Origin of the sequence: Pseudomonas sp. B707 (genome assembly GCF_022496685.1) — a bacterium.
GTDB classification, from domain to species: domain Bacteria; phylum Pseudomonadota; class Gammaproteobacteria; order Pseudomonadales; family Pseudomonadaceae; genus Aquipseudomonas; species Aquipseudomonas paraglycinae.
Window position 1 is genome coordinate 313,061 of sequence record NZ_WTVE01000035.1, and the last position, 23,378, is coordinate 336,438.

23 protein-coding genes are annotated in these 23,378 nt (G+C 61.2%); 13 read left to right on the forward strand and 10 right to left on the reverse strand.

Going from position 1 to position 23,378, the window contains the following annotated elements; all coding sequences use genetic code 11:
* Positions 1-357: 357 nt before the first annotated feature.
* The 3 genes from GQX66_RS26585 to GQX66_RS26595 all read right to left on the reverse strand — a co-directional run bounded on the left by GQX66_RS26585 (position 358) and on the right by GQX66_RS26595 (position 3,406).
* Positions 358-2,016: a cation acetate symporter gene (locus GQX66_RS26585; protein WP_064594474.1), complete on the reverse strand. Its 1,659-nt coding sequence runs from the start codon at positions 2,014-2,016 to the stop codon at positions 358-360.
* The gene (locus tag GQX66_RS26590) at positions 2,013-2,324 is read right to left on the reverse strand and encodes a DUF485 domain-containing protein (RefSeq protein WP_007959307.1); all 312 of its coding nucleotides are present in this window, start codon (positions 2,322-2,324) and stop codon (positions 2,013-2,015) included. The genes GQX66_RS26585 and GQX66_RS26590 overlap by 4 nt, the downstream gene beginning before the upstream one ends.
* A gap of 230 nt (positions 2,325-2,554) precedes the next feature.
* The gene (locus GQX66_RS26595; RefSeq protein WP_102686063.1) at positions 2,555-3,406 is read right to left on the reverse strand and encodes a glycine betaine ABC transporter substrate-binding protein; all 852 of its coding nucleotides are present in this window, start codon (positions 3,404-3,406) and stop codon (positions 2,555-2,557) included.
* Positions 3,407-3,693: 287 nt separating this feature from the next.
* Between GQX66_RS26595 and GQX66_RS26600 the strand changes: the two genes are divergently transcribed.
* Positions 3,694-5,289, forward strand: a complete 1,596-nt coding sequence (locus GQX66_RS26600; RefSeq protein WP_240872024.1) for a beta (1-6) glucans synthase — start codon at positions 3,694-3,696, stop codon at positions 5,287-5,289.
* 49 nt (positions 5,290-5,338) lie between these two features.
* Here GQX66_RS26600 and GQX66_RS26605 read toward each other — a convergent pair whose 3' ends face one another.
* A complete protein-coding gene (locus GQX66_RS26605; protein ID WP_102686061.1) occupies positions 5,339-5,710 on the reverse strand; it encodes a hypothetical protein in 372 nt (123 codons plus the stop codon).
* Between the two features lie 223 nt (positions 5,711-5,933).
* Between GQX66_RS26605 and GQX66_RS26610 the strand changes: the two genes are divergently transcribed.
* Together GQX66_RS26610 and GQX66_RS26615 are read left to right on the forward strand one after the other, a co-directional pair.
* Positions 5,934-7,232 carry a serine protein kinase PrkA gene (locus GQX66_RS26610; protein WP_007959293.1) on the forward strand — a complete coding sequence of 433 codons (1,299 nt, stop codon included), beginning with the start codon at positions 5,934-5,936 and terminating at the stop codon, positions 7,230-7,232.
* Positions 7,225-8,013 (forward strand): VacJ family lipoprotein, encoded by a 789-nt coding sequence (locus GQX66_RS26615; RefSeq protein WP_129973896.1) that lies wholly within the window; start codon positions 7,225-7,227, stop codon positions 8,011-8,013. The genes GQX66_RS26610 and GQX66_RS26615 overlap by 8 nt, the downstream gene beginning before the upstream one ends.
* A 64-nt stretch (positions 8,014-8,077) precedes the next feature.
* Here GQX66_RS26615 and GQX66_RS26620 read toward each other — a convergent pair whose 3' ends face one another.
* Positions 8,078-8,992: a DUF808 domain-containing protein gene (locus GQX66_RS26620; RefSeq protein WP_007959291.1), complete on the reverse strand. Its 915-nt coding sequence runs from the start codon at positions 8,990-8,992 to the stop codon at positions 8,078-8,080.
* Between the two features lie 134 nt (positions 8,993-9,126).
* Between GQX66_RS26620 and GQX66_RS26625 the strand changes: the two genes are divergently transcribed.
* A complete protein-coding gene (locus GQX66_RS26625; protein ID WP_007959290.1) occupies positions 9,127-9,732 on the forward strand; it encodes a TetR/AcrR family transcriptional regulator in 606 nt (201 codons plus the stop codon).
* 91 nt (positions 9,733-9,823) lie between these two features.
* Here the strand turns inward: GQX66_RS26625 and GQX66_RS26630 are convergent, their stop codons facing one another.
* The gene (locus GQX66_RS26630; protein ID WP_011333104.1) at positions 9,824-10,264 is read right to left on the reverse strand and encodes a heme-binding protein; all 441 of its coding nucleotides are present in this window, start codon (positions 10,262-10,264) and stop codon (positions 9,824-9,826) included.
* Positions 10,265-10,532: 268 nt separating this feature from the next.
* Here GQX66_RS26630 and gcl point away from each other — a divergent pair, with 268 nt between their 5' ends.
* The 8 genes from gcl to GQX66_RS26670 all read left to right on the forward strand — a co-directional run bounded on the left by gcl (position 10,533) and on the right by GQX66_RS26670 (position 19,961).
* The gene (gene gcl, locus GQX66_RS26635) at positions 10,533-12,308 is read left to right on the forward strand and encodes a glyoxylate carboligase (protein ID WP_102717483.1); all 1,776 of its coding nucleotides are present in this window, start codon (positions 10,533-10,535) and stop codon (positions 12,306-12,308) included.
* Positions 12,309-12,369: 61 nt separating this feature from the next.
* Positions 12,370-13,152 (forward strand): hydroxypyruvate isomerase, encoded by a 783-nt coding sequence (gene hyi, locus GQX66_RS26640; RefSeq protein ID WP_007959286.1) that lies wholly within the window; start codon positions 12,370-12,372, stop codon positions 13,150-13,152.
* 42 nt (positions 13,153-13,194) lie between these two features.
* Complete coding sequence (locus tag GQX66_RS26645; RefSeq protein WP_085747089.1) at positions 13,195-14,088, forward strand: 2-hydroxy-3-oxopropionate reductase; 894 nt, start codon at positions 13,195-13,197, stop codon at positions 14,086-14,088.
* A gap of 177 nt (positions 14,089-14,265) precedes the next feature.
* Positions 14,266-15,540, forward strand: coding sequence for a glycerate kinase (locus tag GQX66_RS26650; protein WP_039769767.1), 1,275 nt, complete (start codon positions 14,266-14,268; stop codon positions 15,538-15,540).
* Positions 15,537-16,952 (forward strand): pyruvate kinase, encoded by a 1,416-nt coding sequence (pyk, locus tag GQX66_RS26655; RefSeq protein ID WP_240872025.1) that lies wholly within the window; start codon positions 15,537-15,539, stop codon positions 16,950-16,952. Before GQX66_RS26650 ends, pyk begins: the two co-directional genes overlap by 4 nt.
* A 144-nt stretch (positions 16,953-17,096) precedes the next feature.
* Entirely contained in the window at positions 17,097-18,011 is a 915-nt protein-coding gene (locus tag GQX66_RS26660; protein ID WP_085747091.1) for an urea transporter, read from the forward strand.
* 21 nt (positions 18,012-18,032) lie between these two features.
* Positions 18,033-18,857, forward strand: coding sequence for an ion transporter (locus GQX66_RS26665; RefSeq protein ID WP_129973898.1), 825 nt, complete (start codon positions 18,033-18,035; stop codon positions 18,855-18,857).
* 105 nt (positions 18,858-18,962) lie between these two features.
* The gene (locus tag GQX66_RS26670) at positions 18,963-19,961 is read left to right on the forward strand and encodes a sulfate ABC transporter substrate-binding protein (protein ID WP_085747093.1); all 999 of its coding nucleotides are present in this window, start codon (positions 18,963-18,965) and stop codon (positions 19,959-19,961) included.
* Positions 19,962-20,016: 55 nt separating this feature from the next.
* Here GQX66_RS26670 and GQX66_RS26675 read toward each other — a convergent pair whose 3' ends face one another.
* The gene (locus GQX66_RS26675; protein WP_102717479.1) at positions 20,017-20,637 is read right to left on the reverse strand and encodes a DUF5666 domain-containing protein; all 621 of its coding nucleotides are present in this window, start codon (positions 20,635-20,637) and stop codon (positions 20,017-20,019) included.
* 241 nt (positions 20,638-20,878) lie between these two features.
* Between GQX66_RS26675 and GQX66_RS26680 the strand changes: the two genes are divergently transcribed.
* Complete coding sequence (locus GQX66_RS26680) at positions 20,879-22,066, forward strand: MFS transporter (RefSeq protein ID WP_163974325.1); 1,188 nt, start codon at positions 20,879-20,881, stop codon at positions 22,064-22,066.
* Between the two features lie 46 nt (positions 22,067-22,112).
* Here the strand turns inward: GQX66_RS26680 and GQX66_RS26685 are convergent, their stop codons facing one another.
* The 3 genes from GQX66_RS26685 to GQX66_RS26695 all read right to left on the reverse strand — a co-directional run bounded on the left by GQX66_RS26685 (position 22,113) and on the right by GQX66_RS26695 (position 23,373).
* Positions 22,113-22,517 carry a type II toxin-antitoxin system HicB family antitoxin gene (locus tag GQX66_RS26685; protein ID WP_011333093.1) on the reverse strand — a complete coding sequence of 135 codons (405 nt, stop codon included), beginning with the start codon at positions 22,515-22,517 and terminating at the stop codon, positions 22,113-22,115.
* Positions 22,517-22,729 (reverse strand): type II toxin-antitoxin system HicA family toxin, encoded by a 213-nt coding sequence (locus tag GQX66_RS26690; RefSeq protein ID WP_085611511.1) that lies wholly within the window; start codon positions 22,727-22,729, stop codon positions 22,517-22,519. Before GQX66_RS26690 ends, GQX66_RS26685 begins: the two co-directional genes overlap by 1 nt.
* 236 nt (positions 22,730-22,965) lie before the next feature.
* Positions 22,966-23,373 (reverse strand): hypothetical protein, encoded by a 408-nt coding sequence (locus GQX66_RS26695; RefSeq protein WP_240872026.1) that lies wholly within the window; start codon positions 23,371-23,373, stop codon positions 22,966-22,968.
* Between the last annotated feature and the right edge of the window lie 5 nt (positions 23,374-23,378).

Below are 23,378 nucleotides of genomic sequence, written 5' to 3' on the forward strand. Positions count from 1 at the left end.
AGGCTGAGTGGAGGGATTGATCCGGGGGTGGGAGCGCAGCGACCGTGCGGCGCAGCCGCATGCATCGAGAGGAGGTGCAGCGAAGCAAACCGTAGGCGATGCCCCCGGATCAATCCCGGAGCGAAGGAACCCGAGCCACAGCGAGGGCCGTACGTCAGGGTAAAGCCTTTTTGGTTACTTTTTCGGCGTTTGGAAAAAGTGACCCGCCGTAAGGGCGGAACCCCAAGAAGCCGTTACCGCAGCAACGGATATACACACAAACCAAAACCACCCCAAAGAAAGCCCGATAACCGCCCACAAAAAAACGCCCCAATCTCTCGACCAGGGCATTTTCCATTCAACTCAACTTACAAAGCCTCAGTGCGAAACCGCCCCACTAGCCCCCAACCCAGTCTGCGAACGCACAAACTGCGGGAAGAACGCCGCACGCTCGTTCTCAGCCGCCGCCGACTTGTCGGTAACGGAGAAGAACCAGATCCCGATAAACGCAATGATCATCGAGAACAACGCCGGATACTCATAAGGGAAGATCGCCTTCTCATGATGCAGAATCTGCACCCAGATGGTCGGGCCAAGGATCATCAGACCCACCGCACTCACCAGACCCAACCAGCCGCCAATCATGGCGCCACGGGTGGTCAGCTTCTTCCAGTACATCGAAAGCAGCAGCACCGGGAAGTTGCAGCTCGCCGCGATGGAGAACGCCAGACCCACCATGAACGCAATGTTCTGGCTTTCGAACAGGATGCCCAGGCCGATGGCCAGAACGCCCAGTGCGATGGTGGTGATCTTCGAAACGCGGATCTCATCCTTCTCGTTGGCCTTGCCCTTCTTGATCACGCTGGCGTACAGGTCGTGAGACACCGCCGAAGCACCGGCCAGAGTCAGACCGGCCACTACTGCCAGAATGGTCGCGAACGCCACCGCCGAGATGAAGCCGAGGAACACGCTGCCGCCCACGGCGTTGGCCAAGTGCACCGCCGCCATGTTGTTGCCGCCGAGCAGAGCGCCCGCCGCATCTTTGAAGGCCGGGTTGGTGCTGACCAGCAGGATCGCGCCGAAGCCGATGATGAAGGTCAGGATGTAGAAGTAACCAATGAAACCGGTCGCGTACAGCACGCTCTTGCGGGCTTCTTTCGCGTCGCTAACAGTGAAGAAGCGCATCAGGATGTGCGGCAGGCCGGCGGTACCGAACATCAGCGCCAGACCCAGGGAGAACGCCGAGATCGGATCTTTTACCAGACCGCCCGGGCTCATGATCGCTTCGCCCTTGGCGTGAACCTTGATGGCTTCGGAGAACAGGGTGTTGAAGTCGAAGTTGACGTGCTTCATCACCATCAGCGCCATGAACGAGGCACCGGACAGCAACAGCACCGCCTTGATGATCTGCACCCAGGTGGTCGCCAGCATGCCGCCGAACAGCACGTACATGCACATCAGGATACCGACCAGAATCACCGCAACGTGGTAGTCGAGACCGAACAGCAGCTGGATCAGCTTGCCGGCACCGACCATTTGCGCGATCAGGTAGAACGCCACCACCACCAGCGAACCGCAGGCAGACAGGGTGCGAATCTGGGTTTGCCCGAGGCGGTAGGACGCCACGTCGGCAAAGGTGTATTTGCCCAGGTTACGCAGACGCTCGGCGATCAGGAACAGAATGATCGGCCAGCCCACCAGGAAGCCGATCGAGTAGATCAGGCCGTCGTAGCCGGAGGTGAACACCAGCGCGGAAATACCCAGGAAGGACGCCGCCGACATGTAGTCACCGGCAATCGCCAGACCGTTCTGGAAACCGGTGATCTTGCCGCCCGCCGCATAGTAATCGGCCGCCGAGTTGTTGCGCTTGGACGCCCAGTAAGTGATGCACAGGGTCGCGCCAACGAACGCGACGAACATGACGATCGCGGAAACGTTGAGCGGTTGTTTGTGGACTTCGCCGGTCAGGGCGTCAGCGGCCCAGACGGCTGGAGCGAACGCTGCGATGCTCAAAAGAGCCAGTAGACGCCGGATCATTGCTGAGCCTCCTTGAGAATCGCGTTGTTCAGGTCGTCGAACTCGCCATTGGCGCGGCGCACGTAAATGCCGGTCAGGATAAAGGCCGAGATAATCAGTCCGACACCGATCGGGATGCCCCAGGTGATGGACGATTCAGGACTGATTTTCGTGCCGAGCACTTGCGGCCCGTACGCGATCAGAAGGATGAAGCCGGAGTAGAGCCCGAGCATGATCGCCGAGAGTATCCAGGCGAACCTTTCTCTTTTCTTGACCAGCTCCTTGAAGCGCGGGCTGTTCTGAATCGAGAGGTAAATGCTGTCGTTCATTGTTTTTATCCTCGCAGCACAGATTTTTATTTTTGGAACATATCCACTGTATGCGGCTGCGAGCCGGGTTCCAGACGACCTTAGTAGTAGAACGCCATGACGTTTTTGCCAATTTCCAGACAAGCCGAAAACGGCCAACGCTGCTTATTAATAGTAGGCAAACAAAAAAGGCCGCCCGACTGTCATGTCGGGCGGCCCTGGGAAGCGCAGATTAGACGCTTCGGCTTAAATCACTTGGTCCAGTCGGCAACACGTTCCGGGTGTTTGGCAACCCAATCCTTGGCCGCTGCGTCAGGTTTTGCACCGTCCTGAATCGCCAGCATGACTTCGCCGATTTCGTCTTTCGAAGCCCACTGGAAGTTCTTCAGGAACTTGGCCACTTCCGGCGCCTTGGTCGCCAGTTCCTTGCTGCCGATGCTGTTCACGGTTTCAGCCGCGCCGTACACGCCTTTCGGGTCGTCGAGGAAGCGCAGTTTCCACTTGGCGAACATCCAGTGCGGCACCCAGCCGGTGACGGCGATGGATTCGTTTTTCTTCTCGGCACGGGTCAGCTCGGCAATCATGCCGGCGCCGGAACTGGCCTTGAGTTGATAGCCGGTCAGGTCGTAATCCTTGATCGCCTGATCGGTCTTGAGCATCACGCCTGAACCGGCGTCGATGCCGACGATGCGTTTCTTGAAGGAGTCGTCGGTTTTCAGGTCTTCGATGGTCTTGGCCTTGACGTACTCCGGCACGATCAGACCGATTTTCGCGTCCTTGAAGTTCGGACCGTAATCGACGACCTGATCCTTGTTCTTGGTCCAGTATTCGCCGTGGGTCACCGGCAGCCAGGCCGAGAGCATGGCGTCGAGTTTGCCGGTGGCAACGCCCTGCCACATGATGCCGGTAGCGACGGCTTGCAGTTTCACGTCGTAGCCGAGTTTCTGCTTGATCACTTCGGCCGCCACGTGGGTGGTCGCGACGCTGTCGGACCAGCCGTCAACGTAACCGATGTTCAGGGTCTGTTTTTCAGCGCTGGCGAAAGTGGAGCTCATCGCAAGCACCAAAGCGGCACCTGCGCCTAAAAGTCGTCGCATCTTCATCGTTACTTCCCCGAAATGCTGCGCCCGACGAATGCCGGGCATCGTCAACGTATTGTTATGGTGCACAGCGCCCCCATCACGCCTGACCGCAAACTCGTTAGATCATCAGCGGAGTACTGATGAGTCCGATCATCAACCTGACGCCCGTTAAGACCTGCTCTGCCAGCGACCTCGAAGCAACGAGAAACGACATCAGAAAGCCATTAACTGCGTCAGGATATTTGGCGCCAGACAATCCGCCCGAACTTTGCATGTCAAAATCGTGCGGGCCACCAACCTGCTTATAAATGCAGGTAACATGCGTCGCTTTGCAGCCACTCGGCCTGACCATGTCCGCGACTTCCCGCTTCCCCTTTCTTCCTTATGTGTTCGCCTGCCTGCTCGGGCTGTTTGCCCTGTGCGGTTTCTGGTACGGCCTCGGCAAACCGGTGATCCTGCCGGACGTCGCCACCCCGAGCCACAAGCTGCAATGCGCCTCCTACACCCCGTTCGACAAGGACCAGTCGCCGTTCGACGTGCCGTTCAAGCTGCGCCCGGAGCGCATGGACGCCGACCTCGCCCTGCTCGCCACCCGTTTCGAATGCATCCGCACCTACTCAATGACGGGCCTCGAAGCGCTGCCGGATCTGGCGCGCAAGCACGGTTTGAAGTTGATGATCGGCGCGTGGGTCAACAGCAATCCGGTGGACACCGAGAAGGAAGTCGATCTGCTGATTGCCTCGGCCAACGCCAACCCGGACGTGGTCAGCGCCGTAATCGTCGGCAACGAGGCCTTGCTGCGCAAAGAGGTCACCGCGACCCAGTTGGTGAAGCTGATCAACAAGGTCAAGAGCCACATCAAGCAGCCGGTGACCTACGCCGATGTCTGGGAATTCTGGCTCAAGCACCCGGAAGTCGCGCCGGCGGTGGATTTCCTGACCATTCACTTGCTGCCGTACTGGGAAGACGATCCATCGAACATCGACGCGGCCCTGCATCATGTGGCCGAAGTGCGTCAGGTGTTCGGCAACAAGTTCGCCCCAAAAGACGTGATGATTGGCGAAACCGGCTGGCCGAGCGAAGGCCGCCAGCGTGAGACCGCGCTGCCGAGCCGGGTCAACGAGGCCAAGTTCATTCGTGGTTTTGTCACCCTCGCCGAACAGGAAGGCTGGCGTTACAACCTGATCGAAGCGTTCGACCAGCCGTGGAAGCGCGGCAGCGAAGGCGCGGTCGGCGGTTATTGGGGGCTGTTCGATGCGGATCGCCAGGACAAGGGCGTGTTGGCCGGCCCGGTGTCGAACGTGCCGTACTGGTCGCAGTGGCTGACCATCGGCGGGCTGATTTTCCTCGGAACACTGCTGCTGGGCGGTCGGGTTCGTACGACGCGTTCGGCGCTGATCCTGCCGCTGCTCGGCGCCCTCGCCGCCTGCTCGATTGGTGCCTGGGGTGATCTGGCCCGGGTGACCACGCGATTTGCCAGCGAATGGCTGTGGGTCGGGTTGCTGACGGCTCTGAATCTGTTGGTGCTGGCCCATGCCGCGCTGACCTTGAGCGCCCACAGTGGCTGGCGTGAACAGGCGTTCAACGCTTTCGAGCGACGGGCCGGCTGGCTGGTGGCGGCAGCCGGTTTCGCCGCTGCCGTGATGATGCTGGAGCTGGTATTCGATCCGCGCTATCGCAGCTTTCCGAGCGTGGCCTTCATCCTGCCAGCGCTGGTTTACCTGTGCCGCCCGGTGCCCGTTGCCCGGCGGGAGATCGCCCTGCTGACCTTCATCATCGGCGCCGGCATTGCGCCGCAGCTGTTCCGTGAAGGATTGCAGAATCAGCAGGCGTGGGGTTGGGCGCTGGTCAGCATGTTGATGGTGGCTGCACTTTGGCGCTGCCTGCGGGCTCGCAAGGGCTGACCTTCAGCATCTGAAAGCATTGCATCGCGGGCGAGCCCGCGATGCATGACTACTTGGCGTCGCGCGATTCCCGCACCAGTCGCAACCCGGCAATCACCACCGCAAACACCGCCAGCGTCGTGTTGTACAGCGCCAGCGCCGGCAACCCGAACACCAGCGCCAGCACCGCCAGCCACCACCCTGCCCGTCCCGGCACGACAAAACCGATCACCGCAGCCGCGACCGCCGCCCAGCCCAGCATCTGAAAATGAATCATCAGGCCCAGGTTCGAGCGCACCGAGCATTCCCAGCGGCTCGCCTCATCCACGCAGATGCCCACCCACTGCGCATCTTCCATGAAGCCATAACGCGCGCCATAACTGGCGGCCAGCCACAACGGCAACAGAACGAGCAGCAGAATAACGGGCAAGCGGCGGGACATGGAACACTCCAATCGATGAAATCGGCGGCCAGCTTAATCTGCCGCCGCGCATACGCAAGGACTAACAACTCTTAACTGGTCATTCCTTCCTTGCAAAGTGTATCGTCCGGCTACTATTACTCCGAATTCCGTCAGTTTGGTGCCGTGGCATGGCACTTTGGCGCAAACCCGGTGGTCATAGCCTGCGAACCTCATTCGGCACCTTCCTCTAAGGGATCTAGTCATGCTCCGTTCCTTGCGCTTCGCCGCCCTGTTTGGCGGCCTTATTCTGAGTGCGTCCGCGCTGGCGGTGGATATCGACGCCGCCAGCTATGGCTATCCCCTGACCAATCCGTTCGAGGCGACCATCGCCACCACGCCGCCGGACTTGCGCCCTGAACTGCCACTGGACGACGACATCGATCAGACCGATCGCAGCGTCACCCTGCGCCCCGAGCGCGAATTCATCCTGCCGGACAATTTCTGGCCGGTGAAAAAACTCACCTACCGCATCGCCACCCAGGACAAGGCCGCGCCGCTGATCTTCCTGATCGCCGGCACCGGCGCGCGCTACGACAGCACGCTCAACGAATACCTGAAGAAGCTTTATTACAAGGCCGGCTACCACGTGGTGCAGCTGTCTTCGCCGACCAGCTTCGACTTCATGAGCGCCGCCTCGCGTTTCGCCACCCCCGGCGTGACCAAGGAAGACGCCGAAGACATGTACCGGGTGATGCAGGCCGTGCGGGCGCAGAACCCGAAACTGCCGGTCACCGACTATTACCTCAGCGGCTACAGCCTCGGCGCGCTGGACGCGGCGTTCGTTGCCCACCTGGATGAAACCCGGCGCAGCTTCAACTTCAAGAAAGTTCTGCTGCTCAATCCGCCGGTCAACCTCTACACCTCGATCACCAACCTCGACAAGCTGGTGCAGACCGAGGTCAAGGGCATCAACAACAGCACCACGTTCTATGAACTGGTGCTGAGCAAACTGACCCGTTACTTCCAGCAGAAGGGTTACATCGACCTCAACGATGCGCTGCTCTACGACTTCCAGCAGTCCAAGCAGCACCTGAGCAACGAGCAGATGGCGATGCTGATCGGCACTTCGTTCCGCTTCTCGGCGGCCGATATCGCGTTCACTTCGGACCTGATCAACCGTCGCGGCCTGATCACCCCGCCGAAATTCCCGATCACCGAAGGCACCAGCCTCACGCCGTTCCTCAAGCGTGCGCTGCAATGCGACTTCGACTGCTACCTCACCGAACAGGTAATCCCGATGTGGCGCGCCCGCACCGACGGCGGCAGCCTGCTGCAACTGATCGATCAGGTGAGCCTGTACGCATTGAAGGATTACCTGCACGACAGCCCGAAAATCGCCGTCATGCACAACGCCGACGACGTGATCCTCGGCCCGGGCGACCTCGGTTTCCTGCGCCGCACCTTCGGCGATCGCCTGACCGTTTACCCGCTGGGCGGCCATTGCGGCAACCTTAACTACCGCGTCAACAGCGACGCCATGCTGGAGTTCTTCCGTGGCTAAATATCTCCTGCTGATTGCAGCGCTCCTCAGTGCAGGTATGGCCCAGGCCGACAACAGCAAAGCCAATGCACCGGTGGTCATCGACAGCGACGGCTTCAAGGAGCCGCTGTCCAAACTCAAGTTCAACCCGGGGCTGGATCAGCGCGAGTTCGAACGCTCGACCCTCAACGCGCTGAACGTCTACGACCCGCTGGAAGAGTGGAACCGCCGCGTCTACCACTTCAACTACCGCTTTGACCAATGGGTGTTCCTGCCGGTGGTCGATGGCTATCGCTACATCACTCCGAGCTTCGTGCGCACCGGCGTGAGCAACTTCTTCAACAACATTGGCGACGTGCCGAACCTGGTCAACAGCCTGTTGCAGTTCAAGGGCAAGCGCTCGATGGAAACCACCGCGCGCCTGCTGCTCAACACCACCATCGGCATCGCCGGGCTCTGGGATCCGGCCACCGCCATGGGCCTGCCGCGTCAGAACGAAGACTTCGGCCAGACCCTGGGCTTCTACGGCGTACCGGGCGGCGCCTACTTCGTGCTGCCGATCCTCGGCCCGTCGAATCTGCGTGATACTGCAGGTCTGGCCGTGGACTACACCGCCGAGTCCGCGATCAACTTCCTCAACGTCTCGGAAGTCAGCTCCAACCATCCGGAAGTGTGGGTACTGCGTGGCGTCGACAAGCGTTACCAGACCAGCTTCCGCTACGGTCAGCTGAACTCACCGTTCGAGTACGAGAAGGTGCGCTACGTCTACACCGAGTCGCGTAAGTTGCAGATCGCCGAGTAAAAACGCCGGCCACAAAAAAGGCCATTCGATGCGAGTCGAATGGCCTTTTTGTTTGCCTCAGGATTCAACCCTTCAGCGCTTTCCAGACTTTGCCGATCACGGACACGCCCGCCAGCACCACCGCACCCGCGATGATCCCCGCCACGCCGTTCAACAGCATCGGCACCACAAACCCGGCGCCACCGGCCGCTGCGCCGACGCTTTCGATCCAGTGATGCACCACCGGCACGCCGTGGGTCAGGATGCCGCCACCGACCAGGAACATCGCTGCGGTGCCGATTACCGACAGGCTTTTCATCATGTAGGGCGCGGCGCGCAGGATGCCGTTGCCGATACTTTTGGCCATCTGCCCAGGCTTCTGAGTCAGCCACAGACCGAGGTCATCGAGTTTGACGATACCGGCCACCAGGCCGTAAACGCCCACGGTCATGACAATGGCGATGCCCGACATCACGATCACTTGCTGGGTCAGCGAAGCATCGGCCACGGTACCGAGGGTGATGGCGATGATTTCCGCCGAGAGGATAAAGTCGGTGCGGATCGCGCCTTTGATCTTGTCCTTCTCGTACGCCACCAGATCGGTGGCAGGATCAGCCACGGCTTCAACCAACTGGGCGTGCTCGGCTTCGTCTTCGGCCTTGCTGTGCAGGAACTTGTGCGCGAGTTTTTCGAAGCCTTCGAAACACAGGTAGGCGCCACCGACCATTAACAGCGGCGTCACCAGCCACGGCACGAACGCACTGATCGCCAGCGCCGAGGGCACCAGGATCAACTTGTTGACGAACGAGCCCTTGGCCACCGCCCAGACCACCGGGATTTCCCGCTCCGCGCGTACGCCGGAGACCTGCTGGGCATTGAGCGCCAAGTCGTCGCCGAGCACGCCGGCGGTCTTCTTGGCAGCCATTTTGGTCATCAACGCAACGTCGTCCAGAACGGTCGCGATGTCGTCGATCAGCACCAGCAAACTGCTTCCTGCCATGAATCATGTTTCCTTATGTGAATAATGCCGCGCAGCATACCGCGACTGCAGGCCACACGGGGCATTGTTGAGCGCCGCGCGAGGCCGGTGCTACCATGCGCAACCGCCAGAACAGGCAAGGAATCACCGGGTTTATGAGCACAATCCGCGAGCGCAACAAAGAACTGATCCTGCGTGCAGCCAGTGAAGAGTTTGCCGACAAGGGCTTCGCTGCCACCAAAACCAGCGACATCGCCGCCAAGGCAGGACTGCCCAAGCCCAACGTCTATTACTACTTCAAGTCCAAGGAAAACCTCTACCGCGAGGTGCTGGAAAGTATCATCGTGCCGATCCTGCAGGCCTCGACCCCGTTCAACCCGGACGGCGTACCGAGCGAAGTGCTGAGCGGCTACATCCGCTCGAAGATCCGCATCTCCCGCGACCTGCCCTTCGCCTCCAAGGTCTTCGCCAGCGAAATCATGCACGGCGCCCCGCACCTGAGCGCCGACCTGGTCGAGCAGCTCAACGGCCAGGCCAAGCACAACATCGACTGCATCCAGACCTGGATCGACCGCGGCCAGATCGCCCCGATCGACCCCAACCACCTGATGTTCAGCATCTGGGCCGCAACCCAGACCTACGCCGACTTCGACTGGCAGATCTCCGCCGTCACCGGCAAGGACAAGCTCGACGAAGCCGACTATGAAGCGGCAGCACAAACCATCATCCGGTTGGTGCTCAAGGGCTGCGAGCCGGACTGAAGTCCGCACCTCCAGACACAAACAAGCCCGCCCTCACATCATCCTGTGAGGGCGGGCTTGCGCGTTTCAGCGACTATCCGGTTTTAGCCACTCAGGCTGCCACCCCCGCATCCGCCCGCAGGTCCAGGGCCTCCACGGCCTTGATTGCGACCTGCTCATCGATGTCCGACAGATCGCCGCTGATGCCGATCGCACCCAGCACGTTCCCCGCCTGATCACGAATCAGCACACCACCCGGTGCCGGCACGACGCTGCCCTGCCCCATGCTGTTAAGTGCGGCGATGAACGCCGGGCGTTGTTGCGCGTCCAGCGCCAGCAGGCGTGAGCCCTTGCCCAGCGCGATGGCGCCCCAGGCTTTGCCGATGGCGATGTTCGGGCGCAGCAGGCTGGCACCGTCTTCGCGTTGCAAGGTGACCAGATGGCCGCCGGTATCCAGTACCGCGATGGTCAGCGGCGCGGCGGAGATGGCCCGCCCCGCATTGATGGCTTCGTTGACCAGCTTGACTGCGACTTTCAAGGTTAAAGCGCTCATGGTGCCGTCCTCATTTTGTTATTGGGAAAGTCGTTGGGCTGCGCTTTTCTGCCGCAGCCAGATGCAATAAATAGAACACAATGAACTATTTTTTTGTATACAATAATTCTCGAAAAGCGCCCCATGCGACGAAAAGCCACAGCAGAAAAGGCTTCCGACGAATGAAACAGGCGCTTGAGAAAATGGATTGACCTGCGCCGTCCGCCGTGAATACACTCTGCGCAAAGCCACTTGTATACAATTACAAAACGTAAAGAGGCACAAAACCATGAGCAAAATGAGAGCAATCGAAGCCGCCGTTCTGGTGATGCGCCGTGAAGGGGTTGATACCGCTTTTGGCATTCCAGGCGCTGCAATCAATCCGCTGTACTCCGCCCTGCAGAAAGTCGGTGGCATCGATCACGTCCTCGCTCGCCACGTTGAAGGCGCCTCGCACATGGCCGAGGGCTACACCCGCACCAAGGCCGGCAACATCGGCGTGTGCATCGGTACTTCCGGCCCGGCCGGTACCGACATGGTCACCGGTCTGTACAGCGCCTCCGCGGACTCGATCCCGATCCTCTGCATCACCGGGCAAGCCCCCCGCGCCCGTATGCACAAGGAAGACTTCCAGGCCGTCGACATCACCAGCATCGTCAAGCCGGTGACCAAGTGGGCGACCACCGTTCTGGAGCCGGGCCAGGTGCCTTACGCCTTCCAGAAAGCCTTCTACGAAATGCGCTCCGGCCGTCCAGGCCCGGTGCTGATCGACCTGCCGTTCGATGTGCAGATGGCTGAAATCGAATTCGACATCGACGCCTACCAGCCACTGCCGCTGGCCAAGCCGAGCGCCACACGCGTGCAAGTCGAAAAAGCCCTGGCGATGCTGGACCAGGCCGAACGTCCATTGCTGGTCGCCGGCGGCGGCATCATCAACGCCGACGCCAGCGAACTGCTGGTCGAGTTCGCCGAGCTGACCGGCATTCCAGTAATCCCGACCCTGATGGGCTGGGGCACCATTCCTGACGATCACCCGCTGATGGTCGGCATGGTCGGTCTGCAGACTTCGCACCGCTACGGCAACGCCACGATGCTGAAATCCGACGTGGTACTGGGCGTCGGCAACCGCTGGGCCAACCGTCACACCGGTTCGGTCGACGTTTACACCGAAGGCCGCAAGTTCATTCACATCGACATCGAACCGACCCAGATCGGCCGCGTGTTCACCCCGGACCTGGGCATCGTTTCCGACGCCGCAGCCGCGCTGACCGTGTTCATCGAAGTCGCCCGTGAATGGCAAGCCGCCGGCAAGCTGAAAAACCGTTCTGCCTGGCTGCAGGACTGCCAGCAGCGCAAGGCCAGCCTGCATCGCAAGACCCACTTCGACAACGTGCCGGTCAAGCCGCAGCGCGTTTACGAAGAAATGAACCAGGTGTTCGGCAAGGACACCTGCTACGTCAGCACCATTGGTCTGTCGCAGATTGCCGGCGCGCAGTTCCTGCACGTCTACAAGCCGCGTCACTGGATCAACTGCGGCCAGGCCGGCCCGTTGGGCTGGACCATTCCGGCAGCGCTGGGCGTGGTGAAGGCCGATCCGAACCGTAAAGTCGTGGCCCTGTCGGGGGACTATGACTTCCAGTTCATGATCGAAGAGCTGGCGGTCGGCGCTCAGTTCAAACTGCCGTACATCCACGTCGTGGTGAACAACTCGTACCTGGGGCTGATCCGTCAGGCCCAGAGAGGGTTCGATATGGACTACTGCGTGCAGCTGTCCTTCGATAACCTGAACGCGCCGGAACTCAACGGTTATGGTGTCGACCACGTCGCAGTCGCCGAAGGCCTGGGCTGTAAAGCGCTGCGTGTGTTCGAACCGGCTGACATCGCCCCTGCCCTGCGCAAGGCCGAAGAGCTGATCGAAGAGTTCAAGGTGCCGGTGATCGTCGAGATCATTCTGGAGCGTGTGACCAACATCTCCATGGGGACCGAGATCAACGCCGTCAACGAATTCGAAGACCTGGCGCTGGTCGGCAACGATGCGCCTACCGCGATTTCGTTGCTCGATTAAAACTGCTTGCCGTTCGTTCCCGCGCCGGGCGCGGGAACGATCAATCTAACGGGAGACCACCATGCCGCGTTTCGCAGCCAACCTGTCCATGCTGTTCACCGAACAGGATTTCCTTGCCCGTTTCGACGCCGCCGCCAAGGCTGGCTTCAGCGGTGTCGAGTACCTGTTCCCGTACGATTTCAGCTCTGCCGAAATCAAGGCCAAACTCGACGCCAACGGTCTGACCCAAGTGCTGTTCAACCTGCCGGCCGGTGACTGGGCCAAGGGCGAGCGCGGTATCGCGTGCCTGCCGGACCGGGTCGAAGAGTTCCGCGCCGGGGTCGATCTGGCCATCGCTTACGCACAGGTTCTGGGCAACACCCAGGTCAACTGCCTGGCCGGTATCCGTCCGCAGGGCGTGGACGATGCCACCGTTGAAAAGACCTTCGTCGCCAACCTCAAGTACGCCGCCGACAAGCTGCAAGCCGTCGGCATCAAACTGGTGATGGAAGCGATCAACACCCGCGATATCCCGGGTTTCTACCTGAACAACACGGCGCAGGCCCTGTCGATTCGCGAGCAGGTCGGCAGCGCCAACCTGTTCCTGCAATACGACATCTATCACATGCAAATCATGGAAGGCGATCTGGCCCGCACCCTGCAATCGCACCTGGCCGAGATCAACCATGTGCAGCTGGCCGACAACCCGGGCCGCAACGAGCCGGGCACTGGCGAGATCAACTACCGCTTCCTGTTCGAACACCTCGATCGCATCGGTTATCAGGGCTGGGTCGGCTGCGAGTACAAACCGCTGACCACCACTGAAGCGGGCCTCGGCTGGCTGAAGACCCACAACGCGATCTGACCCCTATTTGCTTGAGCAAGACAAAAACAAGAGGAATTTCTCATGGCTAAAATCGGATTCATCGGCACCGGCATCATGGGCCACCCAATGGCGGCGAACCTGCAGAAAGCCGGTCACAGCCTGTTCCTGTCGGCGCACCACGACGCCGCCCCTGCCGACCTGGTCGCCGCTGGCGCCGTCGCTCTGGCCAACCCGCGTGACGTGGCTCAAGAAGCCGAATTCATCATCGTCATGGTGCCGGATACCCCGCAGGTCGAAGACGTGCTGTTCCGCGCCGACGGCGTCGCGGCCGGCATCGGCAAAGGCAAGGTCGTGATCGACATGAGCTCGATCTCGCCGACCGCCACCAAGGCTTTCGCTGCGAAGATCAACGAGAAAGGCGCGCAATACCTCGACGCCCCGGTGTCCGGTGGTGAAGTCGGTGCCAAAGCCGCGACCCTGAGCATCATGGTCGGTGGCGATGCCGATGCCTTCGAACGCGCACTGCCGCTGTTCCAGGCCATGGGCAAGAACATCACCCTGGTCGGTGGCAATGGCGACGGTCAGACCGCCAAGGTGGCGAACCAGATCATCGTTGCCCTGAACATTCAGGCTGTCGCCGAAGCCCTGCTGTTCGCTTCGAAAAACGGTGCCGATCCGGCCAAGGTGCGTGAAGCGCTGATGGGCGGTTTCGCCTCCTCGAAGATCCTCGAAGTGCACGGCGAGCGCATGATCAAGGGCACCTTCGATCCGGGCTTCCGCATCAGCCTGCACCAGAAGGACCTGAACCTGGCCCTGCAAGGCGCCAAGGAGCTGAACATCAACCTGCCGAACACCGCCAACGCCCAGCAAGTGTTCAGCACCTGCGCGGCCATCGGTGGCAGCAACTGGGACCACTCGGCGCTGATCAAGGGCCTGGAACACATGGCCAACTTCTCGATTCGCGACAAGAAGTAAGCCCTGCCCCGTCGCTCGTTCCCACGTCGAGGCGTCGAACCGTCAGCGTGGGAATGCAGCCCGGGACGCTCCGCGTCCCTGCCGAAGCGGACGTAGAGCGTCCATTGAAGCATTCCCACGCAGAGCGTGGGAACGATCACCTGCACTAACCAAGAACAATAAGATTGGGAGCCCGCCATGTCGGTCGATCCGCAACAACTGCTGCGCGAGCTGTTTGCCACAGCCATCGACGCGGCCCATCCGAACCAGGTCCTCGAAGCGCATCTGCCGGCCGATCGCACAGGTCGCGTGATCGTCATCGGCGCCGGCAAGGCTGCCGCTGCCATGGCGCAAGTGGTCGAGCGCTGCTGGGAAGGTGAAGTCTCGGGCCTTGTGGTGACCCGCTACGGTCACGGCGCCCCGTGCGAAAAAATCGAAGTGGTCGAAGCCGCGCACCCGGTGCCGGATGCTGCCGGTCTGGCCGTGGCCAAACGCGTGCTGGAACTGGTCAGCAACCTGACCGAAGACGACCGCGTGATCTTCCTGTTGTCCGGCGGCGGCTCTGCCCTGCTGGCGTTGCCGGCCGAAGGCATCACCCTGGCCGACAAACAATCGATCAACAAAGCCCTGCTCAAATCCGGCGCGACCATCGGCGAGATGAACTGCGTGCGCAAACACCTCTCGGCGATCAAGGGCGGACGTCTGGGCAAGGCCTGCTGGCCGGCGACTGTTTATACCTACGCGATTTCCGATGTACCGGGCGACCTCGCCACGGTCATCGCCTCCGGCCCGACCGTGGCCGACCCGAGCACCAGCGCCGAAGCGCTGGCGATCATCAAGCGCTACGGCATCGAGATTCCGGCCTCCGTGCGCAGCTGGCTGCAGAGCCCGGAATCGGAAACCGTCAAACCCGGTGATCCGAGCCTGGCCCGCAGTCACTTCCAGTTGATCGCCCGCCCTCAGCAATCGCTGGATGCCGCGGCAGTGAAATGCCGTCAGGCCGGTTTCAGCACGCTGATCCTCGGCGACCTGGAAGGCGAATCCCGCGAAGTGGCGAAAGTCCACGCCGGCATCGCGCGCCAGATCATTCATCACGGCCAGCCGCTGGCAGCGCCGTGCGTGATTCTCTCCGGCGGTGAAACCACGGTGACCGTGCGCGGCAATGGCCGTGGCGGCCGCAACGCCGAATTCCTCCTCAGCCTCACCGACAGCCTCAAGGGCCAGCCCGGCGTTTATGCGCTGGCCGGTGACACCGACGGCATCGACGGCTCGGAAGACAACGCCGGCGCGATCATGACCCCGGACAGCTACGCCCGCGCCGCCGCCCTGGGCCTGAGCGCCAGCGACGAGCTGGATAACAACAACGGCTACGGCTACTTCGAGGCGCTCGATGCGCTGATCGTCACCGAGCCGACCCGCACCAACGTCAACGACTTCCGCGCCATCCTGATCCTCGAGAGCTCTAAATCATGACGCCTGATAAAAAGGTCAAAATCCTCGCCACCCTCGGGCCTGCCGTCGACGGCATCGAAGACATCCGCGAGCTGGTCGAGGCCGGGGTCAATATCTTCCGCCTCAACTTCAGCCACGGCGATCACGCCGACCACGCCAAGCGCTATCAGTGGATCCGCGAAGTCGAGCGCCAGCTCAACTACCCGCTCGGGATCCTGATGGACCTGCAAGGCCCGAAACTGCGGGTCGGCAAGTTCGCTGACGGCAAGGTTCAGTTGCATCGCGGTCAGGCCTTCCGCCTCGACCTGGACGCAACGCCGGGCGACGAACGCCGGGTTAACCTGCCGCATCCGGAGATCATCGCCGCGCTGGAAGCCGGGATGGATCTGCTGCTCGATGACGGCAAACTGCGTCTGCGCGTCGTCACCAAATACTCCGACGCGATCGACACCACCGTGCTCAACGGCGGCGAACTGTCGGACCGCAAAGGCGTGAACGTGCCGCAAGCGGTGCTCGACCTGAGCCCGTTGACCACCAAGGATCGTCGCGACCTGAGCTTCGGTCTGGAGCTGGGTGTGGACTGGGTCGCGCTGTCGTTCGTGCAGCGCCCGCAAGACATCATCGAGGCCCGCGAACTGATCGGCGACAAGGCGTTCCTGATGGCGAAAATCGAGAAGCCGTCGGCCGTCGAGCAACTGCGCGAGATCGCCGAACTGAGCGACGCGATCATGGTGGCTCGCGGCGACCTGGGCGTGGAAGTGCCGGCCGAGAGCGTGCCGCAGATCCAGAAAAACATCATCACCACGTGCCGCCAGCTCGGCAAACCGGTGGTGGTGGCGACGCAGATGCTCGAGTCGATGCGCTTCTCCCCGGCCCCGACCCGCGCCGAAGTCACCGACGTGGCCAACGCCGTGGCCGAAGGTGCCGATGCGGTGATGCTGTCGGCGGAAACCGCGTCCGGCGAGTATCCGCTGGAAGCCGTGCAGATGATGAGCAAGATCATCCGCCAGGTGGAAAACGGTCCGGACTACCAGACCCAACTCGACGTCAGCCGGCCGAAAGCCGAAGCGACCGTGTCCGATGCAATCAGCTGCGCGATCCGCCGGATCAGCAACGTGCTGCCGGTGGCGGTGCTGGTCAATTACAGCGAGTCCGGCGCATCGAGTCTGCGTGCAGCGCGGGAGCGGCCGAAAGCGCCGATCCTCAACCTGACGCCGAACCTGCAGACCGCCCGCCGGTTGAGCGTGGCGTGGGGCATTCATTCGGTGGTCAATGATCGCCTGCGTCAGGTGGATGAGGTGTGCTCGACCGCGCTGGAAATCGCTCAGGCGCAAGGAATGGCCGAGCGTGGCGATACGTTGCTGATCACCGCGGGTGTGCCGTTCGGGCTGCCGGGGTCGACTAATTCGCTGCGGATCGAAACATTGATTTAAGCAACACCTGTGTGGCGAGGGAGCGTGCTCCCGCCGCCCGGCATGACGGTTTCCACAAGAGACACCGCATTCACCGGGCACGAGCTCCTCGCCACCGCTTCAAGCAAGACCTTTTGATTTTCCCACTGCCCAGATTCTCCAGACATGCCTGCCAATCATTTCAACACCCACTGCCCTGACTGGGCCGAGGCCTTGCTCAACGGCTTCAGTCAAATCTTCCTCCAGCGCCATCCGCTGTGTGGACTCCTGTGCCTTCTGGCCATTTTATTTACCGCGCCGGTGCTGTTCGCCGGCGCGCTGCTGGGCGCGGTCGCCGGTTTGCTCACCGCGCAACGGCGCAACTACGCCAAGGCGGATCGCCAGGCCGGACTGTTCAGCTACAACGGCGTGCTGGTCGGTCTGTTGCTGAGCCTGTATTTCCCCTGGTCGCCAATGCTGCCGCCGCTGATTCTGGCGGCTGGCGGACTGAGCGCGATGATCACGCAGCAATGGCTCAAGCGCGCACGCCTCACCGAGTACCTGCCCGCCTACACCGCGCCGTTCGTGCTGCTGAGCTGGGTGTTCCTGTGTTTCGCCGAGCCTTCGACGCCGGCTCCGGCGCTTGAGCTGAACACCGTGAACCTGCTCGGTGCCGCCCTGAAAGGCTTCGGTCAGGTGATGTTCCTCGACCATCCGTTGGCCGGTGGATTGATCGCCGCCGGTTTGCTGATCGCCGATCGCCGGGCCTTTGCCTGGGCGCTGCTGGCTTCGGTAATCGGTCTGGGTTCCAGTCTGTTGCACCACGACAGCCAGGTCGCGCTGCTGGGGCTGGGCGGCTACAACGCCGTCCTCGCCGCCCTCGCCTTCAGTGCGCAGCGCCAGCAACCTTGGCTGCCATTGTTCGGTATCGGCCTGGCGCTGCTGCTGACGCCGCTGTTCAGTGCCCTGGGTCTGGCAACCCTCACGGCACCGTTCATTCTCGCCTGCTGGCTGCTGCGCACCGGCATTCGCCTGATGCAGCAACCGCAGATCAACGGCGCGCCTTGCGCTCACGGGGAGAATCAACCTAGGCTGCGCTGATCTTTGATTCAGGCGTGATCCATGGACAGTAACCAGCACTGGCGTGAACAGCTTTACGTCATGATTTTCCAGAGCGACACCCCCGCCGGGCGACGTTTCGACGGCATTCTGCTGCTGATCATTCTGGCCAGCCTGGTGATCGTGATGCTCGACAGCATCGACAGCGTTCACCGCAATTACGCCGATGTGCTGGCGTATATCGAGTGGGGGTTCACCATCATCTTTGCCGGCGAGTACATCCTGCGTCTGTACTGCTCGCCCAAACCGTTGCGCTACGCCTTCAGTTTTTACGGATTGGTGGATCTGCTGGCGATCGTGCCGGGCATCCTCGCGCTGTACTACAGCGATGCGCAGTACCTGTTGATTATCCGGATCATCCGGATGCTGCGAATTTTCCGCGTCCTCAAACTCAGTCCGTACCTCAAGCAAGCCAACTACCTGATGTCGGCGCTGCGTGGCAGCAAGCAGAAGATCGTGGTGTTTCTGGTGAGCGTCTGCACACTGGTAACGGTGTTCGGTACGTTGATGTACGTGATCGAAGGCCCGGAACACGGCTTCACCAGCATTCCCAAGGGTATCTATTGGGCTATCGTGACCCTGACCACCGTCGGCTTCGGCGACATCGTGCCGAAGACTCCGTTGGGCCAGGTGATTTCGTCGCTGGTGATGATCACTGGTTACTCGATCATCGCGGTACCCACCGGGATCTTCACCGCCGAACTGGCCAATGCGATGCGTGGTGAACAGTTGCAACACGACTGCCCGGTTTGCCAGAAAAAGAGCCATGAAAGCGGCGCCGCCTTCTGTTCGCGATGCGGCAATCAGTTATTCAAGAAGATGGAATAAGCAAAGTTCTTTTTAATCTTTAAACGACTATGCGTGCCCCGCTATAGTCGCTGGCAAATGGCCTCATCTTTGTAACCCCCCCCCCTACAGAACAAGGAATGCGCAGTGAAAAAACTCTTTGGCGCCTCACTTCTCGCCGCAGGTCTTGCCTTCGGCAGCGTGGCTCAGGCCGCACCGACCCTGCTCAACGTGTCCTACGACGTGATGCGCGATTTCTACAAGGACTACAACACTGCGTTCCAGAAACACTGGCAGGCCGAACACAACGAAAACATCACGGTGCAGATGTCTTTCGGCGGTTCGAGCAAACAGGCGCGCTCGGTCATCGACGGCCTGCCGGCTGACGTCATCACCATGAACATGGCCACCGACATCAACGCCCTGGCCGACAACGGCCAACTGGTGCCGAAGGACTGGGTCACCCGTCTGCCGAACAACAGCGCGCCGTTCACCTCGGCCACCGTATTCATCGTGCGCAAAGGCAACCCGAAAGCCCTGAAAGACTGGCCGGACCTGCTCAAGGACGGCGTGCAGGTAATCGTGCCGAACCCGAAAACCTCGGGTAACGGCCGCTACACCTACCTGTCGGCCTGGGGCTACGTGCTGAAAAACGGCGGTGACGAGAACAAGGCCAAGGACTTCGTCGGCAAGCTGTTCAAGCAGGCACCGGTGCTGGATACCGGTGGCCGCGCCGCGACCACCACGTTCATGACCAACCAGATCGGCGACGTGCTGGTGACCTTCGAAAACGAAGCCGAAATGATCGCCCGCGAGTTCGGCCGCGACCAGTTCGAAGTCATCTACCCGAGCGTCTCCGCCGAAGCCGAGCCGCCAGTGTCGGTGGTCGACAAAGTGGTCGAGAAGAAAGGATCCCGCGCCGCTGCCGAGGAATACCTGAAGTTCCTGTGGTCGCCGGAAGGTCAGGAAATCGCGGCCGCCAACTACCTGCGTCCACGTGACCCGGCGGTGCTGGCCAAGTACACCGACCGTTTCCCGAAAGTCGACTTCCTGTCGGTCGAGAAGACCTTCGGCGACTGGCGCACCGTGCAGAAGACCCACTTCAACGATGGCGGGATCTTCGACCAGATCTACAGCGGCCAGTAAGGCTTGAGCTGACATGAAAAAGGCGACCTGCAGAGGTCGCCTTTTTTGTGGGCGGCTACATGGGCGGCTTCACGCCATCCTTGCCTGCCGAGATCGATTGCGCGGTCAGCGTGCCATCCGCGCTCTGGGTCACGAAGGTGACGATCTTCACCCCGACCTTGAGCAGGCTGCGATCACCCGGCGTCAGGTTGACGATCGGCACGTCCTCCGGCACCAGGATCTTCTGCTGGCCGCCCTTGTAGTTGACGGTCAGCACCCGGCCGTTGCTCACCACCAAATCGCCGACGCTGCCGTTGGTCATGCTGCTGCCCTTGGCCAGGTCGAACGGCCGATGACCGTCGCCGCTGCCGGCCAGCTCTGGCGGGAACACGTGAACCTCCAGCGCCTTGAGCGTGCCATCCTCTTGGGGAATGGCGGCCGAGCCGATGTAGCTGCCGGGCTTGATGTCTTCGATGTTGGCCAGGGTGACCGCGCGGACCTTGGTGTCCGGGGTCAACTGGATCACGACGTTTTCACCGCTGTTGACGTGAACCTTGAGCGAGTCGGAACTGACCCCGGTAATTTCCCCGCGCACGCCCATGCGCATGCCGGGCGCTTCGGCGGCCTGTGCGGCAGTGGCGCCGAGCAGACTGATCAGGGCAATCGTTGTGGTGTGGCGAAGCAACTGACGAAACATCGCAATCCTCCGTTGATGAACGCTGAAACCCGGTCACAACATAAGCACGCTATCGAACAAGATGTAAGTGAATGTATCATCGACGCTCAACGGTCGGACGCAAGGTTCGCCGATGAACAATGGATTGTTCGGCGCCACCTGTTCCGCAACGGAATAACTGATATCGATCAGAAGCCTCTACTGCCGGCTCGGCCCGTCCCTTAGCCTCACCGCATTCCTTTTCGCTGGATCGAGAAACCCTATGACCGCCACAACTCACACAATGACCCGAGGCATGGTGCTGCTGTTCGCTTTCTGCTGCGGCGCCATCGTTGCCAACATCTACTACGCCCAGCCGATCATCGGCCTGATCGCGCCGGACATCGGCCTGAGCGACACCATGGCCAGTTTCATCGTGTCGCTGACCCAGATCGGGTATGCGCTGGGCCTGTTCTTTCTGGTGCCGCTGGCGGACCTGCTGGAAAACCGCCGGTTGATGATCATCACCACCGTGGTGGCAATTGCCAGCCTGCTGGGTGCGGCGTTTACCGATCAACCGAATGTGTTCCTGCTGATTTCGTTGCTGGTGGGCTTCAGCTCGGTGTCGGTGCAGGTGCTGATTCCATTGGCGGCTCATCTGGCGCCGGAAGAATCCCGCGGCCGGGTGGTCGGCGGGATCATGGGCGGTCTGCTGCTGGGGATTCTGCTGGCGCGGCCAGTGTCGAGCGTGGTCGCCGACCATCTCGGCTGGCGGGCGATGTTCATGATCGCAGCAGCCTTGATGGCAGCGATCAGCGTGGTATTGGCGCTGACCGTGCCCAAACGCCAGCCGGATCACAGCGCGTCCTACGGCCAGTTGCTGGGTTCGTTGTGGACGCTGCTGCGCAAACAACCGGTGCTGCGTCAGCGGGCGTTTTATCAGGCCTGCATGTTCGCCACCTTCAGCCTGTTCTGGACCGCCGTACCGCTGGAACTGGCGCGCAACCATGGCCTGTCCCAGAGTGAAATCGCGATCTTCGCCCTGGTCGGCGCCATCGGTGCCATCGCCGCCCCGATCAGCGGACGCCTGGCCGACGCCGGCCACACCCGCATCGCTTCGTTGCTGGCCATGCTGTTCGCCAGCCTGAGCTTCCTGCCCGCCTTCATCCACCCGGCCTACAGCGTGATCGGCCTGGCCGTGACCGGCGTGGTGCTCGATTTCTGCGTGCAGATGAACATGGTGCTCGGCCAGCGCGCGGTCTACTCCCTCGACGCCAAAAGCCGCGGCCGCCTCAACGCGCTGTACATGACCAGCATCTTCGTCGGCGGCGCCTTCGGCTCGTCAGTGGCGAGTGCGGTGTACGAGCATGGCGGCTGGTTGTGGATCGTGATTGTTGGCAGCGCGTTCCCGCTGCTGGCGCTTGTGCGGTTTTTGAGTGCTTCGCAGAAGCCTGTTCTGGCAACGGCCTAGACTCTGAAAAGCACTGCCGGATCGCTGATCCGACAGTGCTCGAGGCTCAATGCCGAACCAGTTTTTCCATGGCGGCATCCGCCAGAAAAGAGGAGCGGCTTTTGACATTGTGTTCACGCACGTAGCGGTCAATGCGCTGGATGACATAGCCCGGCAACGTCACATTGACCTTTTCGGTCTTGCCCATGTACGGCGAGATGTCCAGCTCGAGCATGCCCCAGCCCATGTCGGCAAACTCCGGGTTGTTGCGATGGGTGGCCGCCGAAGTCGGCATCGGAATCGAGTCGCCATCGGCCGCAATCTCCTGCAGCATGATGTGGGCAATCTCGACGGCCGCGTTGTAGGCATCCTCAAACGTATCTCCGGCAGTAATCGCGCCGGGAATATCGGGGATCTGAATCCCGATGGCGGTGTTCTCGTCACCCCATTCGATGCAGATTGGGTATTGCATTACGGATCTCCTCTGTAACTGGCTGGCGGGTTGTACAACCCGGCACGCCTCCTGATGCTCTTGACCGTCCCGACCGGCAAATCCTTTTTCGGATGCGGGACGGGAATCGTGTATGGGTTGTAACGGTGCGTGAAGATGTGGTGGCTGCCGGTTATCCGGTCCAGCGTCCAGCCTGCCTCCTCCAGCTCCTTGATCAATAACCTGCTCTGCACCAACCGCCTCCTTGCTTCGGCTTAACAAAAGTAACCCTAGAGTTATCTTTACTCAAGCACAGAAATTCGCAGCACGACGTTCGGTTGTTTTGCAGCATGTGATTGATGCACTGCCCCAGCGAGCTGGCATTGGCGCTTCTCGCAAAGCAAGCTCAGGCGTTGATGACAGGATACGAGTGAGGCATTGCTCATCACCCCAGACAGCAAAACGGCGATCCTGAGATCGCCGTTTTTCATTACTCCCCGAACTGCTTGCTTAGTCCCGCCGGTACGCCGTGGATGTTGGTTTCTTCCCACGGGCCGTTGGGGCTGATCGAGCGGCTCCAGCCGTTGTTCCAGCGGTAGTAGGTGCGCTGACGGTAGAAGGTGTTGGTCTGGTCGTCGAGCACGTAAACGCCCAGTTTCTGGTCCCAGTGGCTGTTGCCGCCAGGGGGCGGGGCGAAGCTGGCGGAGGTGCGCGGGACAGGTTTGGCGGGTTTGGCCGGGATGCCGGGCTTGCTCGGCGTCGGGCTGGTCGACGGGGTCGGGCTGGGTTGTGACGGCGGGATAGGCGGCAGCCTGGTGGTCGGCTCCGGTCGTTGCACCGCACATGCGCTCAAGCCCAGGGCCAGTGTGAGGACTGTGATTCGGGCGATGGCGTTCATGGCGG

Excerpts from the sequence above, each read along its gene's own strand:
- GQX66_RS26585 (WP_064594474.1), bottom strand. The coding sequence starts at position 2,016 with ATGATCCGGCGTCTACTGGCTCTTTTGAGCATCGCAGCGTTCGCTCCA.
- GQX66_RS26590 (WP_007959307.1), bottom strand. The coding sequence starts at position 2,324 with ATGAACGACAGCATTTACCTCTCGATTCAGAACAGCCCGCGCTTCAAG.
- GQX66_RS26595 (WP_102686063.1), bottom strand. The coding sequence starts at position 3,406 with ATGAAGATGCGACGACTTTTAGGCGCAGGTGCCGCTTTGGTGCTTGCG.
- GQX66_RS26600 (WP_240872024.1), top strand. The coding sequence starts at position 3,694 with ATGCAGGTAACATGCGTCGCTTTGCAGCCACTCGGCCTGACCATGTCC.
- GQX66_RS26605 (WP_102686061.1), bottom strand. The coding sequence starts at position 5,710 with ATGTCCCGCCGCTTGCCCGTTATTCTGCTGCTCGTTCTGTTGCCGTTG.
- GQX66_RS26610 (WP_007959293.1), top strand. The coding sequence starts at position 5,934 with ATGCTCCGTTCCTTGCGCTTCGCCGCCCTGTTTGGCGGCCTTATTCTG.
- GQX66_RS26620 (WP_007959291.1), bottom strand. The coding sequence starts at position 8,992 with ATGGCAGGAAGCAGTTTGCTGGTGCTGATCGACGACATCGCGACCGTT.
- GQX66_RS26625 (WP_007959290.1), top strand. The coding sequence starts at position 9,127 with ATGAGCACAATCCGCGAGCGCAACAAAGAACTGATCCTGCGTGCAGCC.
- GQX66_RS26630 (WP_011333104.1), bottom strand. The coding sequence starts at position 10,264 with ATGAGCGCTTTAACCTTGAAAGTCGCAGTCAAGCTGGTCAACGAAGCC.
- gcl (WP_102717483.1), top strand. The coding sequence starts at position 10,533 with ATGAGCAAAATGAGAGCAATCGAAGCCGCCGTTCTGGTGATGCGCCGT.
- hyi (WP_007959286.1), top strand. The coding sequence starts at position 12,370 with ATGCCGCGTTTCGCAGCCAACCTGTCCATGCTGTTCACCGAACAGGAT.
- GQX66_RS26645 (WP_085747089.1), top strand. The coding sequence starts at position 13,195 with ATGGCTAAAATCGGATTCATCGGCACCGGCATCATGGGCCACCCAATG.
- GQX66_RS26650 (WP_039769767.1), top strand. The coding sequence starts at position 14,266 with ATGTCGGTCGATCCGCAACAACTGCTGCGCGAGCTGTTTGCCACAGCC.
- pyk (WP_240872025.1), top strand. The coding sequence starts at position 15,537 with ATGACGCCTGATAAAAAGGTCAAAATCCTCGCCACCCTCGGGCCTGCC.
- GQX66_RS26660 (WP_085747091.1), top strand. The coding sequence starts at position 17,097 with ATGCCTGCCAATCATTTCAACACCCACTGCCCTGACTGGGCCGAGGCC.
- GQX66_RS26665 (WP_129973898.1), top strand. The coding sequence starts at position 18,033 with ATGGACAGTAACCAGCACTGGCGTGAACAGCTTTACGTCATGATTTTC.
- GQX66_RS26675 (WP_102717479.1), bottom strand. The coding sequence starts at position 20,637 with ATGTTTCGTCAGTTGCTTCGCCACACCACAACGATTGCCCTGATCAGT.
- GQX66_RS26680 (WP_163974325.1), top strand. The coding sequence starts at position 20,879 with ATGACCGCCACAACTCACACAATGACCCGAGGCATGGTGCTGCTGTTC.
- GQX66_RS26685 (WP_011333093.1), bottom strand. The coding sequence starts at position 22,517 with ATGCAATACCCAATCTGCATCGAATGGGGTGACGAGAACACCGCCATC.
- GQX66_RS26695 (WP_240872026.1), bottom strand. The coding sequence starts at position 23,373 with ATGAACGCCATCGCCCGAATCACAGTCCTCACACTGGCCCTGGGCTTG.